At 31.2% G+C, this 16,124-nt stretch carries 12 protein-coding genes; 5 read left to right on the top strand and 7 right to left on the bottom strand.

The window, feature by feature from the left end; genetic code table 11:
- Position 1 precedes the first annotated feature (1 nt).
- Both Q4512_RS00365 and Q4512_RS00370 read left to right on the top strand, forming a co-directional pair.
- Entirely contained in the window at positions 2-547 is a 546-nt protein-coding gene (locus Q4512_RS00365) for a C40 family peptidase (protein ID WP_303420427.1), read from the top strand.
- 58 nt (positions 548-605) lie between these two features.
- Positions 606-2,645, top strand: a complete 2,040-nt coding sequence (locus tag Q4512_RS00370) for a ComEC/Rec2 family competence protein (RefSeq protein WP_303420429.1) — start codon at positions 606-608, stop codon at positions 2,643-2,645.
- A gap of 4 nt (positions 2,646-2,649) precedes the next feature.
- On the opposite strand, the gene Q4512_RS00375 is transcribed toward Q4512_RS00370, so the two are convergent.
- The 4 genes from Q4512_RS00375 to Q4512_RS00390 all read right to left on the bottom strand — a co-directional run bounded on the left by Q4512_RS00375 (position 2,650) and on the right by Q4512_RS00390 (position 8,984).
- Positions 2,650-3,198, bottom strand: coding sequence for a thioredoxin fold domain-containing protein (locus Q4512_RS00375; RefSeq protein WP_303420432.1), 549 nt, complete (start codon positions 3,196-3,198; stop codon positions 2,650-2,652).
- A 110-nt stretch (positions 3,199-3,308) separates the two neighbouring features.
- Positions 3,309-5,090, bottom strand: a complete 1,782-nt coding sequence (locus tag Q4512_RS00380) for a peptide MFS transporter (protein WP_303420434.1) — start codon at positions 5,088-5,090, stop codon at positions 3,309-3,311.
- A 42-nt stretch (positions 5,091-5,132) separates the two neighbouring features.
- A complete protein-coding gene (locus Q4512_RS00385) occupies positions 5,133-6,722 on the bottom strand; it encodes a peptide MFS transporter (RefSeq protein WP_303420435.1) in 1,590 nt (529 codons plus the stop codon).
- Between the two features lie 27 nt (positions 6,723-6,749).
- A complete protein-coding gene (locus Q4512_RS00390) occupies positions 6,750-8,984 on the bottom strand; it encodes a S9 family peptidase (RefSeq protein WP_303420437.1) in 2,235 nt (744 codons plus the stop codon).
- 190 nt (positions 8,985-9,174) lie between these two features.
- Here Q4512_RS00390 and Q4512_RS00395 point away from each other — a divergent pair, with 190 nt between their 5' ends.
- The 3 genes from Q4512_RS00395 (at position 9,175) to Q4512_RS00405 (ending at position 12,228) form a co-directional block, all read left to right on the top strand.
- Entirely contained in the window at positions 9,175-10,467 is a 1,293-nt protein-coding gene (locus Q4512_RS00395; protein ID WP_303420439.1) for a hydroxymethylglutaryl-CoA reductase, degradative, read from the top strand.
- Between the two features lie 2 nt (positions 10,468-10,469).
- Positions 10,470-11,426, top strand: coding sequence for a GYDIA family GHMP kinase (locus Q4512_RS00400; RefSeq protein ID WP_303420442.1), 957 nt, complete (start codon positions 10,470-10,472; stop codon positions 11,424-11,426).
- Between the two features lie 166 nt (positions 11,427-11,592).
- Positions 11,593-12,228 (top strand): hypothetical protein, encoded by a 636-nt coding sequence (locus Q4512_RS00405; protein WP_303420444.1) that lies wholly within the window; start codon positions 11,593-11,595, stop codon positions 12,226-12,228.
- Between the two features lie 134 nt (positions 12,229-12,362).
- Here the strand turns inward: Q4512_RS00405 and Q4512_RS00410 are convergent, their stop codons facing one another.
- The 3 genes from Q4512_RS00410 to Q4512_RS00420 all read right to left on the bottom strand — a co-directional run bounded on the left by Q4512_RS00410 (position 12,363) and on the right by Q4512_RS00420 (position 16,123).
- Complete coding sequence (locus tag Q4512_RS00410) at positions 12,363-14,486, bottom strand: SurA N-terminal domain-containing protein (protein ID WP_303420446.1); 2,124 nt, start codon at positions 14,484-14,486, stop codon at positions 12,363-12,365.
- A 153-nt stretch (positions 14,487-14,639) separates the two neighbouring features.
- The gene (locus tag Q4512_RS00415; RefSeq protein ID WP_303420448.1) at positions 14,640-15,929 is read right to left on the bottom strand and encodes a hemolysin family protein; all 1,290 of its coding nucleotides are present in this window, start codon (positions 15,927-15,929) and stop codon (positions 14,640-14,642) included.
- Entirely contained in the window at positions 15,929-16,123 is a 195-nt protein-coding gene (locus Q4512_RS00420; RefSeq protein ID WP_303420450.1) for a hypothetical protein, read from the bottom strand. The genes Q4512_RS00415 and Q4512_RS00420 overlap by 1 nt, the downstream gene beginning before the upstream one ends.
- Position 16,124: the final 1 nt, after the last annotated feature.

The raw sequence follows: 16,124 nt of genomic DNA on the forward strand, positions 1-16,124 counted from the left end.
TATGAAAAAAATTGCCTTACTCCTTTTACTAACAACCATATTAGCTTGCGGATCTTCTAAAAAAAAGCGAGTGGTTACCAAAAAAACACGTACCACAAAAACAGTTTCGACAAAAACAAGCACTAAAAAAACAACACCAAAAACATCTGCTACAAAAAGTAATGCAAATATAGAAAGCATCCTAGAATACGCAAAAACTTTTGAAGGAGTCAAATATAAATACGGAGGTACCACCAAAAAAGGGATGGACTGTTCTGGCTTAATATACACTTCATTTAAAAAAGAAGAAATCAGTTTACCTAGAACTACTCATGGCTTATCTACAACTGGAGATTGGATCGATTTAAAAAAAGTACAAGAAGGAGACTTGCTCTTTTTTGCAACACAAAAAAACAGCAGAAAGGTGAATCATGTTGGTATAGTTACTACTGCAAGAACCGGCTACGTGGAGTTTATTCATGCATCTACCAGCAGAGGAGTAATGATTTCTAATCTTGCCGAACGATATTGGTATTTAGCTTATGTACAAGCAAGACGAATATTATAATCAAACTATTTAGTGTCGAGTATTTACTATAAATATAGATTATTTACTATATTTATATGTGAAAATTCTAAATTTTACAGTAATTAAACTTGGCGTTTGTCTTTGTATAGGAATATTAATAAGCGTTTACTTTACTATTTCAACAACATGGTCGTTGTTTGTTTTGTGTATCGAATTCCTCCTATTGGGTATTTCCTTATGTATTTCTAGAAAACAATTTATTAAAACGCTTTGGTTTGGACTATTAGCATTTACGACTACTATTTTAATAGGAGTTGTAAATACAAACATGCACAATGAAAAACGTCTAGACAACCACTACATTCATTATAAAACAATACCTAAATCGATTACTATTCGTATTGAAGAAGTATTAAAACCTAGTAATTATAATGACAAATATATTGTTGAAATATTAAAAACAGACACCTTAGCTTCTTCAGGAAAAGCATTGTTAAATATAAAAAAAGAGAGTCTTCAAAAGAAGCTAGAAGTAGACGAAATATTAATTACTTCGGAAGGTTTTCAGGAGATTAATAAAACTTTAAATCCCAATCAGTTTGACTACAAAAAATACTTAGAAAAGCAATATATCTATAAGCAAATATATAGTCGCAGTGAAAATCTATTCCGCGTAAGCGATAAAAAACACACACTTATTGGTTATGCCAGTTTACTACGAAAAACCATAAACACAAAACTTAAAAAGCACGGTTTTAAGGCTGACGAATTAGCGATAATTAACGCATTGATTTTAGGGCAAAGACAAAATATAAGTAAAGAAGTGTACACAAATTATGTGAATGCTGGAGCAATACACATTCTTGCTGTTTCTGGTTTACATGTTGGCATTTTACTACTTCTTTTAAACACAATATTTAAACCTTTGGAACATATAAAACATGGTAAAGTTGCAAAACTAATTAGTATAATCTTTTTGCTGTGGTGTTATGCAATTATTGCTGGAGCCTCAGCCTCTATTGTAAGAGCAACAACGATGTTTAGTATTGTTGCGATTGGTATGCATTTAAAAAGACCAAGTAATATTTATAATACATTGGCAATATCGGTGTTTTTTATTCTGCTTTTTAAGCCTTTATTTTTGTTTGATGTTGGTTTTCAATTAAGTTATTTAGCAGTACTTGCCATTGTTTCCATACAGCCAATAATTTATAAAATTTGGAAACCTAGATTATGGCTGACAGATAAACTTTGGCAAATTACAACTGTAACTATTGCTGCACAGTTTGGCGTTTTACCCATTAGTTTGTTTTATTTTCACCAGTTACCTGGATTGTTTTGGTTATCTAATATTGTAATTATTCCGTTAATTGGTATTATTTTAATAAGTGGAATTATCATAATTATTTTAGCTTTATTAAATGTGTTACCATTATTTTTAGCAGATGCTTTTGCGCATATTATTCGTTTAATGAATACTTTTTTTGAATGGATTGCTAGTAAGGAAGAATTTCTCTTTCAAGGAATTTCATTTCATCTTATATATGTGATTACTTCTTATTTAATTATAATAGCGTTAGTACGCTTGCATTTAAAAAAGAACTACAAAACTTTAGTGTTTTTATGTGTTGCAGTTATTAGTTTCCAAATAGCATCTATATATACATCTTTTAAAAATAGTAAGGATGCATTTATAGTTTTTCATAAAAGCAAGCATACAGTTATAGGCTTAAAAAGCAACAAAACACTAAAGGTTTTTCATAATTTAGACAATATAAAAAACAACAAAACCATAAGTACTTTTGCAGTAGCAAATTATATAAAAACGATTCATGAAGATACTTTACAGGATATTTTCTTTTATAAAAACAAAAGTATTTTAATAATAGATAGTCTTGGTCTTTATAATATAAAAAGCATAAAACCAGATTATGTTGTATTACGAAATTCTCCAAAAATAAATATGGAAAGATTAATAGATTCTTTAAAACCAAAAGTAATTATTGCAGATGGAAGTAATTATAAAACCTATGTTTCCCGATGGGAAAAAACTTGTGTAAAAAGAAAACTCCCTTTTCACCAAACAGGTAAAAAAGGAGCTTTTATAGTATTAAATACAGAATCAAATTCCGAATAGAAGTTTATCCTTTAAATGTTGGCTTAAACGCTAAATAGTATTCGTTAAATGCATCTTGTGTTGTTAACTCTTTATAATCATCATTAGCAAACATTTTTAAATACAATTCTATTTGATCTGGTTTTTGGTACCCTTTAATAGGAGCAATTACTTCTGCTTTTTCATCTAAATAAACAATTGTAGGATATGCATTCACTTGAAAAAATCTAGCTAATTGATGCGCACTGTTACGGCGTTTAGCTTTTGCTGGATCATAATTAGGATTGGTGTATTCTTTTCCTTTATAGTTAGCAACCGCATTTCCTTCTGCATTAAACTTTACTGCGTAGAAATTTTCATTTACATAGGCGGCAACTTCTTTGTTTTGAAACGTATTTTTATCTAACATTTTACATGGCCCACACCATTCGGTGTACATGTCTATCATAATTTTTTTAGGTTTTTTCTTTTGAAGCTCTAAAGCTTGCTCAAAAGTGACCCAATTAATTTCTTGAGCAGCAACCGAACCAATGGTAAAAACTGCTATTAAAAGTGTAAGTGCTAAATTTTTCATTTTTATATAAATAATTGTATGAGATTTTTTTCTAGAAGAATAGTCTCAATTACTATTCCAAAATTACAAAAAATAAAAAAACACCTCTTTTTAATGAGGTATTAATATAATTATTTTACGCCATGCATTAGTTTCTTTAATAGTGGATTTAATAGCATAGAAACAACTCCTACAGCAGCAGGGACAAGTGTAAATATTAAAAAGAAAGTACTTAAAGAGTACTGTTCTGTAATTTTATCAATCATTCCTCCCATAGAACCAGCTGCTTTATTACCAATGGCAATAGCTAAATACCAAATACCAAACATAAAACCAATCATTCTTCCTGGCACTAATTTGCTCAAATAAGATAGACCAACTGGTGATATACAAAGTTCGCCCATAGTATGTAGTAGGTATGCAAATATTAAAAACATCATGCTTACAGAAGCTGTTTTTGCTCCTGGTGCAATTCCTAAGGTACCAAATACTAAAACACCGAATCCCAAACCTAATAGTATTAAGCCTATTCCGTATTTCATAGCAACACTTGGATTGTATTTACTTTCCCACCATTTAGAAAACAAAGGAGCAAGTGTAATAATAAAGAAAGAGTTTAAAATACCAAACCAAGATGCTCCAACCTCGGTTGCTTCTTTGCTAAACTCATTATTAATTTTATAAAAAACAACAGCCCAAAGAAATACAAAAGTTAATCCTAAAACCACATTAGACATTAAAATTTTAGAAGCTGTTTTTTTGAATAACAAAACTAAAACCCAAGTAATAATTGCCAAAGGAACTATAGTTAGTATGGTATCGATTATTTTAAACACACTTGCAGAGGAACCCGTAAGGACTCTGTCGGTATAATCTCGAGCAAATAAAGTCATAGAACCTAAAGACTGCTCAAAAGCTGCAAAGAAAAACACGGTAAATATTCCGAATATAGAAACAGCAATAATCTTATCTCTTATTACTTTTGTATATCTAGAAATTCTAGTTATTATTAAATATAAAAATAAAACCAAAGCAGTTAGTATGGTTACATTAGAACCATCCATATCACCAACACTAAAGTTTAATAGGTTAACATTTCCAATTTTAGACATTGGATCATTAAATAAATACAAAACACCTCCTATAGCAGAAAGCACTATTAATATTTTATCTACAGATGTAAAAGGGTTCCGTTTAACTGCAGCTTGAACATCATGTTCCTTAGGACTTTCTTCATTTATATTTTGAGGTAATTCTACTTCATGAATTCTAGAAGGTTTTTCGCCAATTTGCCCAAATAGATCTTTAGCTAACCAAAATTGAATTAAACCACCAAGCATAAATATTCCTGCCAATCCGAAACCATAACTCCAACCAATATTTTCTGCAAGGTAACCACAAAGCATCATCCCGAAGAAGGCACCAGCATTAACTCCCATATAAAAAATAGTGTAAGCACCATCTTTTTTAGATTCTTTTCCTTTATACATTTCAGAAATCATAGAAGTCACATTAGGCTTAAAGAAACCTGTACCAATAACTAATAATGCTAATCCAATGTATAAAGATATCGTAGTTTCAAAAACCATTGCAGCATGACCTAGCATCATAATAAAACAACCTATAATAACTGCCCATTTATATCCTGTAATTTTATCTGCAACCCATCCACCAACTATTGGTGTTAAATAAAGTAATGAAGAGTATGTTCCAATTAATGCTAAAGCATTTTCTCTAGACCATTCCCAACCAGGGTTATCGCTTAAAAAAGGAGCTGTAAGAAAAAGAACTAATAATATTTTCATTCCGTAAAACGAAAAGCGTTCCCACATTTCGGTAAAAAAAAGTACAAACAATCCAGCTGGATGTCCAATTACTTTATCTTTAAAAAGATTTTCAATATCTGTATTCATTTATTATAGTTTAGTTAGTTCGCTTATAGAAATACTCTATTACTACTCAATTCCATGCATTTTTCTTTTAAGCATCGGATTTAATAATAACATTATTAATGCGGCAGCAATTGGAATGATTGTAAATATTAAAAAGAAAGTTGACAACCCATATTCTTCAGAAATTGGATCAATGAAACTACCTGTTAATCCACCCAAAAGATTAGCGAAAAAATTAGCTGTAAACCAAATACCAAACATTAAACTAACTAATTTAACTGGCGCTAATTTACTTACATAAGACAGACCTACTGGAGACACACATAGCTCTCCCATGGTATGTAAAAAATAAGCTATAACTAAAAACATTAAACTTACTGAAGCTGTTTTTGCTCCATCTGGAATTGCAGAAGCTCCATAAGCCAAAACACCAAATCCTAAACCTACTAAAAGTAAACCAATAGCAAACTTAACAGGGCCAGAAGGGTTTAATTTACTTTCCCAAAGTTTAGAAAATAAAGGTGCAAATAAAATAATGAATAGGGAGTTCAATACAGAGAACCATGAAGCTGGAACTTCTGTTGCATCCGATTGGAATTCTCTATTTAGCATCCAAATTACAATTGCCCAAATAATTACAAAACTAAGTCCTAATAAGATATTAGCTAATGAATATTTAGCGAAAGTTTGTTTAAATAACATTGCTAAAACCCAAGTTATTACTAACATTGGCACAATGGTTATTATCGTATTGACAATTTTAAAAGTCATCGCGGCACTACCTATTAGTGCTCTATCAGTATAATCTGCAGCAAAAACGGTCATTGAACCTCCTGCTTGTTCAAAAGCCCACCAGAAAAAAACTACAAATAAAGAAAAGACTCCTATAACAAACATTCTATCTCGAACTACTTTAGAGTTTTCTGCTTCATCAAGAACTTCTTCAATATTTTCTTCTAATTTTTCAACACTATGTTCTAAGGTATCTTCAAAACCCTCTGCCATTTTAGGTGACAATCCTATTTTTCCAAAAATCTTTTGCGTAAAATAAAACTGCAACATTCCTAAAAACATAAATATTCCAGCTAATCCAAAACCATAATGCCATCCTATATTCTCTCCAATGTAACCACATAAAAGGATACCTAAAAATGCTCCTGCGTTGATTCCCATATAGAAAATGGTATAACCACCATCTTTCTCTTTTCCTTGTGTTTTATATAATTGTCCTACCATGGAAGAGATATTTGGTTTAAAAAAACCGTTCCCAATAATTAAACAAGATAATCCAGCGTAGAAAAACATAGAAGTAATTCCTTCTAAGGCCATCGATGCATGTCCTACTGTCATAATAAACGCTCCAAGAACAACTGCTTTTCTATACCCCATAAATTTATCGGCTATAAAACCTCCAATTATTGGTGTTAGGTAAACCAATCCGGTATACCAGCCATAAAGCACAAGTGCGTCTGCTCTACTCCATTCCCAGCCACCATCAATTATGGTTGACACTAAAAATAATACGAGTAAAGCTCTCATTCCGTAATAAGAGAAACGTTCCCACATTTCTGTGAAAAATAGTACAAACAACCCTGAAGGATGTCCTAAAACTGTTTTTTGATTCTCTGCAGAGCCTCCAAATTTAAATTCCATGTTATATTAGTTAGTTAGTTAATAAGTTTACCCTTTAATCTTTACTTTTTGCTGTTCTTTACTTTCCTGAATTGGCAATTTATCTCCAAGTTTGTCATTAATAAAGTTCGTCATTTTTTTATACAAGTGTAGTCTAGTATTTCCTCCATAAATACCATGATTTTTGTCTGGATATACCATCCATTCAAATTGTTTATCTGCTTGTATTAAAGCTTCTACCATTCGCATGGTATTTTGTAAATGCACATTATCATCACCAGAACCATGAATTAAAAGAAAATCGCCTTTTAGTTTATCTACATGATTGATTGGTGAATTTTCATCGTAACCACTTGCATTTTCCTGTGGTGTAGTCATATAACGCTCTGTATAAATAGAATCGTAAAAGCGCCAACTTGTTACAGGTGCAACTGCAATTGCCATTTTAAATACATCATTCCCTTTAAAAAGTGCATTACTACTCATAAAACCACCATAACTCCATCCCCAAATACCTATTCGACTTGCATCAATATATGATCTAGTCCCTAATAATTTTGCAGCCTCAATTTGGTCTTCTACTTCATACTTACCAAGTTCGTTTTGTGTTACTTTTTTAAAATCTGCTCCTTTAAAACCTGTTCCTCTTCCGTCCACACAAACTACAATATACCCTTGTTGTGCAAGATGTTGGTACCAATAATCGTTTGCACCATTCCAACGATTTGCAACTTGTTGTGAACCTGGTCCAGAATATTGATACATAAATAATGGATATTGTTTATTCTCATCGAAATCTGCTGGTTTAATCATCCACATGTTTAAATCATTTCCATTTACACTTAAAGTAGAAAACTCTTTTTTAGAGGTTGTATACTCCAATACTTTTTTAGAGAGTGCATCATTATCTTTTATGCTTTTCACCAAGTTTCCTGTTGTAGCATTGTTTAATGTATATTCCGGAGGTGTTGTTGCGTTAGAGAATGTATTAATAAAATAGGTGAAATCTGCACTAAACGAAGCATTATTTGTGCCTGTGCTTTTGGTTAATCGTGTTTTGTTAGTTCCTTTTAAATCAATTTTATACACATCTCGATTTATAGAACCATTTTCAACGGATTGATAATAAATAGTATTTGTTTTTTCATCAAAACCATAATAATTGGTTACTTCCCAATTCCCTTTTGTTATTTGATTGATTAGTTTTCCATTTTTATCGTAATGATAAATGTGATTATATCCATCTTTTTCGCTAGTCCAAATAAAACTATCATCCTTTAAAAAAGTTAGATTATCAGTTACATCAACATATGCTTTGTCTTTTTCGGATAGCACTAAATTTGCTGTACCTTTTTTAGCATTAATCATCCAAAGATCTAATTCACTTTGATGTCTATTCATATATTGCGCACTAAGCACATCGGCATCATTTGTCCATTTTATTCTTGGAATATAGAAATCATTGTATGTTTTATCTAATTTTACAGGAGAAGCTGTCTTGGATTTTAAATCATATAAATGTAAGGAAACCCTAGCATTCTCCTCTCCTGCTTTCGGGTATTTAAAAACTTGTTGTGTTTGGTATAAAGCAGATCCATAGACATCCATAGAAAACTCTGGAACCTCTGTTTCATCAAATCTTATAAATGCTAATCTATCACTAGATGCATTCCATTCGAAAGCACGAACAAAACCAAATTCTTCTTCGTAAACCCAATCGGTAATACCATTAATAATTTTATTTTTTTCGCCATCAAAAGTGATTTGGGTAGTTTCACCTGTAACTAAATTCTTCACAAATAAATTATTATTTAAACCATAAGCCACTTTAGTTGCATCTGGAGAAAATGTTGGTTCTTGTATTTTTTCTTCCGCAATTAATGTAACCGAAGTATCTTTTGTATCATAAACATAGAACAAACCTAAAGTCGATCGTCTAAAAATAGATTCTACTTCAGTAGCTAAAATAATTTTACTTTCATCTTGACTAAAGGTATAGTCTGAAAAATAAGGTATCTTATCTAAATTCGCAGAGTTTACCAAAGTATTTACTTTACTAAGTGTTTTATAATCGTAAACATCGATAGTTGTAGTTCTAGAAACTCTATCAAAATTTAAAACAGAATATTGTTGTCCGTTTTTCATAGAGTGTAAAGCATCCATTCTTTCGGCTCTAAAAGTACCATTCCAGATATCTTCTAAAGAAATATTTTTGGTTTGTGCTGTAGAAGAAATTGCTGTAAATAAAAAACAACTTAATAGGAAGAATTTAAAAGTTCGCATTGAAAATAATGATTTTATCAAATGAATGTCAAGTTTACTAAAAATTAAGCAAAAAACCCTAAATATTAACAGTAAATTAAAGTAAAAAACACTTAAAAACGGTTAAATTTTATACCATTAAAACTTAAGTTACTTAAATGAAAACCATTAAAAAAGGGAATACTATCTTTGTCTTTTTAAAACACAGTACATGAGTGCACCTATTTCTGGTTTTTCTAAATTATCTAAATCTAAAAAAATAGATTGGATTGTAGAAACCTATTTTTCGAATAAAGAAGAAGCTAAAAAAATTATTAAGCAATATTGGAACACCAATATATCGCTACAAAACTTACATGATGAATTTATTGAAAACACGATAACCAACTATTATTTACCATTTGGTGTCGCGCCTAATTTTTTAATAAATGATAAAATGCACACAATACCAATGGCTATTGAAGAAAGCTCTGTAGTTGCTGCTGCTAGTAAATCGGCCAAGTTTTGGTTAGCACGTGGAGGCTTTAAAACTAAGGTGCTTTCTACAACTAAAATTGGACAAGTACATTTTATGTATTCTGGTGACTACAATATTTTAGAAACTTTTTTTAATACTGTAAAAAGCCAACTTATTGCAGATGCCAAACCAATCACAAAGAATATGGAAAAACGTGGTGGTGGTATTTTAGATATTATTTTGAAAGATAAAACCGAAGCTATTTCTGGTTATTATCAACTACATGCAACTTTTGAAACACAAGATGCAATGGGAGCAAATTTTATTAATTCGTGTTTAGAACAGTTCTCAAAAACGTTTAAAGCTGCAGCAGAAAATCATTTACAAGACAACATCGAGATTGTAATGAGTATTCTGTCTAATTACGTTCCAGACTGTTTGGTTCGCGCAGAAGTAAGCTGTAAAGTCGCAGATTTACCAAAAGATGATTTTAATGCCGAAAAATTTGTACAAGCAGTAGCTATTGCGGAAGTTGAACCTTATCGAGCAGTTACACACAACAAGGGCATTATGAATGGGATCGATGCTGTTGTACTTGCCACTGGTAATGATTTTAGAGCAGTGGAAGCTGGTGTTCATGCATATGCAGCTAGAAATGGAAAATATAGTAGCTTAACACATGCTACCATTGAAAATGATGTATTTACTTTTTGGATGGAAATACCTCTAGCTTTAGGAACTGTTGGTGGTTTAACCAATTTACATCCTTTAGTAAAATTAGCGTTAGAGCTTTTACACAAACCAAGTGCTAAAGAATTAATGCAGATTGTTGCAGTTGCTGGATTAGCACAAAACTTTGCCGCATTGCGCTCTTTAACCACTACAGGAATACAAGAAGGGCATATGAAAATGCACTTAATGAATATATTGAACCAAATGGAAGCTACCGATTTTGAAAAAGAAACACTTGTAAACCATTTTAAAACAAATAGCGTCACTCATAGCGCTGTTGTTGAAGCGTTTAATGCGTTAAGAGAAAAAAATTAAAGGTGAAAAATTATTACAGCAGCGGAAAATTATTACTTACAGGTGAATATGTAGTGCTTGATGGCGCTTTAGCTCTTGCTGTACCAACAGCTTTTGGCCAAAGCTTAACTATTGAAGCCCTAGAGGAACAGAAAATCATATGGAAAAGTATAGACCAAAAAGGGAACATTTGGTTTGAAGCAACATTTATATTAGAAAACAATATAATTTCTCAACACACAACAAAAGACAGTGCAGTTTCTAAGCGACTCATACAAATACTACAAGCTGCAAAAACACTAAATACTGAATTTTTAAAAGATAAAAAAGGGTATCAAATCGCAACACATTTGGAGTTTCCAAAAAACTGGGGACTTGGCACTTCTTCTACTTTAATAAATAACATTTCGAATTGGGCAAATGTGGATGCATACCAACTATTAGAAAAAACTTTTGGAGGTAGCGGTTATGATATTGCTTGTGCACAAAATGAATCTACAATTACCTACCAACTACATAACACAAAAGAGACTCTAGATAGTATAAAAAATCAAAAGCACAGTCGTATAATAACCCCTATAATTTTTAATCCGCTATTTAAAGAGCATTTATATTTTGTGCATTTAAACCAAAAGCAAAACAGTAGAGACGGCATTGCCCATTACAAAAAAAACAATTCAAATCTAAAAGAAGCTATTAGCGAAATAAATAAAATCACCCAAAGTATTATCACCTGCAAAACGCTTAAAAAGTTTAACGCACTTATAGATCGGCATGAGCAAATCATTTCTAAAATAATACGTTTAAAACCAGTTAAAGAAATACTTTTTAAAGACTTTAACGGAAGCATAAAAAGTCTTGGTGCATGGGGAGGGGATTTTGTTTTAGTGAGTTCTAAAACTAATCCAACAGATTACTTTAAGAATAAAGGTTTTGATACTATTTTAAGGTTTGATGAAATGGTTTCTAATATTTATTAAATGTTAGTATTAGATGCTGAATCTCCTTCCGCATGACAAAAGAGTATATTTTAATATAAACCCGTTTGCTTACGACTTATCACAAAAAAACGACACTTCAGAAATTTGCTTTTGAGGACTCTTTGTTATATTCCTAATTTTACATTGTTAAAACAAATAAGGTATCATGGAAGAAACAATTAAAATATTTATTTATATACATGCCTTTTTTGGCGGATTAGGATTAATTTCCGGAATAGGAAGTATTATAGTCAAGAAAGGAAGTATTCCGCACAAAAGAATGGGAAAACTATTTTCCATTGGAATGATAACTAGCTCCTTAATTTCTATCCCTATTACTTTTATACCAAATCACGAAAACACTTTTCTTTGTCTTATCGGCTTATTCACCATCTACTTAGTGATTTCCGGAAACCAAATACTGACTTTTAAATCCAAAAGCAAGCTATCAGCAAATGGTTTAGATAAAACAATTTCTGGAAGTATGCTACTCCTTTCTATTGCAATGATTTCATTTGGTGCTTATGGTCTACTATTAGGAAAGACTGCTTTTATACTGTTTATGTTTTTTGGAGGTTTCGGACTACTATTAACGATAAAGGATTTTATGTTCTACAAAAACTTTAAAGCACTCAAAAATGGTTGGCTACGCAATCATATAGGAAAGATGATTGGAGCGTTTATAGCATCTATAACCGCTTTTATAGTTGCCGGTTTAGGTCTTGGAAGTATCCTTTCTTGGATCTTGCCTTCTATTCTTGGAACCATTTACATACTATATTGGAAAAGGAAATTGAATTAGTTCTCTAAAACCGAATTTAATACCATTAGCAATCATTACTCCAAGAAATACGATTTAAACCCGAGATTAGTAATAAAAAAAGCCCTTTTATATTTCTCTAAAAGGGCTTTATATTTTTAATGTTCTAGCTTTTACTACTGAACTGTATTTGCTCTGTTATCTTCAATATTTGAAGCATCTTTTAAAGCGGTATATAATCTAGAATCTACTTCCGTTTGTTTTTGTTGTCCTACTTGGTTTGCAAAAGCTTGGTAGTTTGCTAGCTCAACTGCTGGAGTAGCTTTAGTTACCTGTACCATGTACACACCATTTTCACCAACAATTAATTTAGAAGTTTCACCTTCCTTTAATCCAAAAGCAGCACCAACAACTTTAGGTTCTCTACCCACTCCTGTAACTGTAGGAGTTTTCATGTTTACTGCTAAAGCAGTTCTAATGGTTTGTCCTTCTGCGCTAGCAAGATCTTCTAATGTTGTTGCAGAAATTCTACTTTTAATCATATCTGCTTTTTTAGCTTTACGAATTGCTGGCAAAGCAGTTACAGATGCGTTTTGTGTATTCATTAATCCTGCTTTGTTTTTAGCAGTTAATTGTACTACAGCAAAACCATTAGATATTGGGAATTTTTTAATATCTCCAATTTCTGCATCTTCTTCAAAAGCCCAACGAACTATTGCTCTTTGGCTATTTAAACCAGGGATATTCTCATCTAAAACCTTAATACCATCTACTGGACGTACAGTATAATTATTTTCTTTAGCTACATCTTGAAATACACCATTTGCAACTGCGTTTTCAAAACTAGCAGCATCTCTAAACACTTTAGAAATTGTAGCTTCACTAGGCTCAATTTTTCTTGCAATTGTAGCAACCTTAATAGTACGTTGCATATTTTTCTGTCCTAATATTTCAATAATATGATATCCGAATACTGTTTCTACCACACCAAAGTCTCCTTTACTATTTTCAAAAGTAAAATCTCTAAATTCTGGAACCATAGCGTTATACGTAAACCAATCCAGAACTCCTTCTTTTTCATTACTTACTGTATCTGCTGAAAAATCTAACAAGCTAACAAACTTAGATGGCGAAGACTTAACAACGTTCATTATACTATCTGCAGTAACTTTTGCTTGTTCTTTTGTTTGCACTGTTTCTGCGGTTGCAGAACGAGAACCAACAAATGGTAATAAAATATGTCTTGCTTTTACTGAATCTGGCATTTGTGTTACTGCAACAACTTTAGATAATTTAAAGTTATTTGCATCTTTATAAGGACCAAATACTTCACCTGCATTTAAATTAAAAATACTATCAGCAACAGCTGCAGGTAAATCTGTTTTTTTAATAAAACGATTATCGAATTTAATGTCTGAATTTGCATTTACAAAAGCTTCATTATCTTTTGCTTTTACAAAACTTAAAACGGTATCATTTCTTTTAGTTACTTCATTATATACAACCTGATCTTTTAAAAGATTTTTTAGGTTTTGTTGAATAGCGTTTTCATCTTCAAGAGATGCCACTTCATTAAACTGTACATAGTTTATATTTCTAGAAGCTTCTACAGTGTATTGTTTTACATGACTGTTCATGTAAGCTGTGATATCACTATTAGAAACAGTAATTGTACTATCTACTATAGAAGAGAAAGGTACTTGAATAAATTTAATATCTACTTGGTCTCCTTCTAATTTATGTTGTAATTCTCCTTCTGCAAGTGTACCTACCATTCCTGCTTTAACCATATTAACATAGTTCTGGTTAAGTGCATTAGCAGCAACTCCTTCTTCATAATCAATCCATTGTTGGTATGCTATTGAAGACGTTTCCTTTAAGTTCGCAATATATTCATTCATTTTATTTTCATCAAAAAGGCCAGCTTCATTTTGAAAATCTGCATTATTAGCTAAACTTGTTTTTAACAAATCTCGCATTTGGTCTTTTTCTACTGTAAAACCTAATGCATCAAATTGTGTTTGCATTACCGCTTGACGAACTTCTTGGTTCCAAACGTTGTTCATCGCCTGTGTACTAGTTCCGTTTCCACCCATTTGGCGTTGCATCGCTTCTACTTTTTGCATAAAATCTTCTCGTGTAATGTCTTTGCCGTTAATTGTAGCGACAACATTTTGCGATTTTGCTGTAAGTGCATCACTGTTTCTAAACAAATCTGCTAATACAAATGAGAATAATGCTAATGCGATTACTGCAATTAGTACTAAGGATTGTTTTCTAATGTTATTTAAAATTGCCATTTTTGGTATAAATTTTATTCAATATAGTGCGCGAAAATACCATTTTCTATTTAATAATAAAAGGTTATTTCAATAAAATGAAGTGAAGTTGAAGATGAAGATGAAATTGAAGCTAAAAAAAGAGAACTGTTTATTGCAAACAGTAATTAAAGGCTAGTCTTCGTCAAGTATTTTAAGCGCTACCAAATCTATTTTTGTGTTTGAAACTTCTAAGATAGTAAACTGGAAATTCTCAATAATTACTATTTCATTTTTTTGCGGAATTTCTTCAGTATGCGCTACTATTAATCCTCCTAAAGTTTCATAGTTTTCTTCATCGGGCAAATTAATTTTAAAGGTCTCATTAATGTAGTCTACTTCTATTCTTGCTGAAAATTTAAAATTATTTTCATCTAATTTCTCTTCTATTAAAACAACAGTATCATGTTCGTCTTCAATTTCACCAAAGAGTTCTTCAACAATATCTTCAACAGTCATAATTCCAGAAGTTCCTCCATATTCATCTAATACAACCGCTATACTTTTACGTTTTTTAATCAACACATTAAGCACATCATTTATTAGCATGGTTTCTGGCACAAACTCTACTGGAAGCAGTATCGATTTTAAGTTTTTAGGTTTTTTAAACAACTCAAAAGAGTGTACGTAGCCTAAAATATCATCAATATTTTCTTTATATACTAAGATTTTAGAGCATCCTGTTTCTGTAAAAATGGTATTGAGATTTTTAATAGATTCCTGAATTTCTACAGCTATAATTTCGGTTCTTGGAACCATTACTTCTCTAGATTTCACTTCAGAAAACTCTAAAGCATTTTGAAAAATTTGTATTTCGGTATCTATCTCATCATGCTCTTCTACAGATTCCATTTGCTCGCTAATATAATTACCTAGTTCTATTTTAGTAAAGGCTAGTTGCACTTGATCTCCTTCGGTTTTAAAGAATTTCTTAAGAACAAAATCGGAAATCCAAAGTACAAAATCGGAAATAAAAGTAAACAACACATAAAAAATATAGGCAGGGAAAGCCAATATTTTAAGGAGAGAATTGGCATATATTTGAAAGAATACTTTAGGTAAAAATTCAGCAGTTATAAGAATTACAATGGTTGAAATTATTGTTTGGGTAAACAAACTAAAATCTACAAACAAATAATTTATTATACTGTTATTAGATGGCAACATAGATTGAAACCAATTGACTAACAAATCTCCCATAAAAAAACCATAAACTACCAATGCAATATTATTACCAATAAGCATGGTTGCTATAAACTTGGAAGGTTTAACGGTAAGCTTTGAAAGTATTTTTGCTAAAAATCCGTCTTGTTTTTTTTCAATTTCTATATGTATTTTATTAGAAGATACATAGGCGATTTCCATTCCAGAAAAGAAGGCGGAAAGCAATAAACAAACAATTATAATAACAATGTAAACACTCATTATTTAGCGTTATTATTGTCTTCGAATTTTTTATTAAATTTTTTACGAAAGAAAAACATAAAAATAGCTAAAGCTGTAAAAGCTAAAGATATATAGGTTCTATTTCTATCTATACTCCAATTAGTTACTGCATCATACAAAAACAATGCTGCAAAAAACAAGTATATGTATTGAAAAAACTTAGCGGTTTTCATT

The organism is Oceanihabitans sp. 2_MG-2023 (genome assembly GCF_030547245.1).
In the GTDB taxonomy this organism is placed as follows: domain Bacteria; phylum Bacteroidota; class Bacteroidia; order Flavobacteriales; family Flavobacteriaceae; genus Oceanihabitans.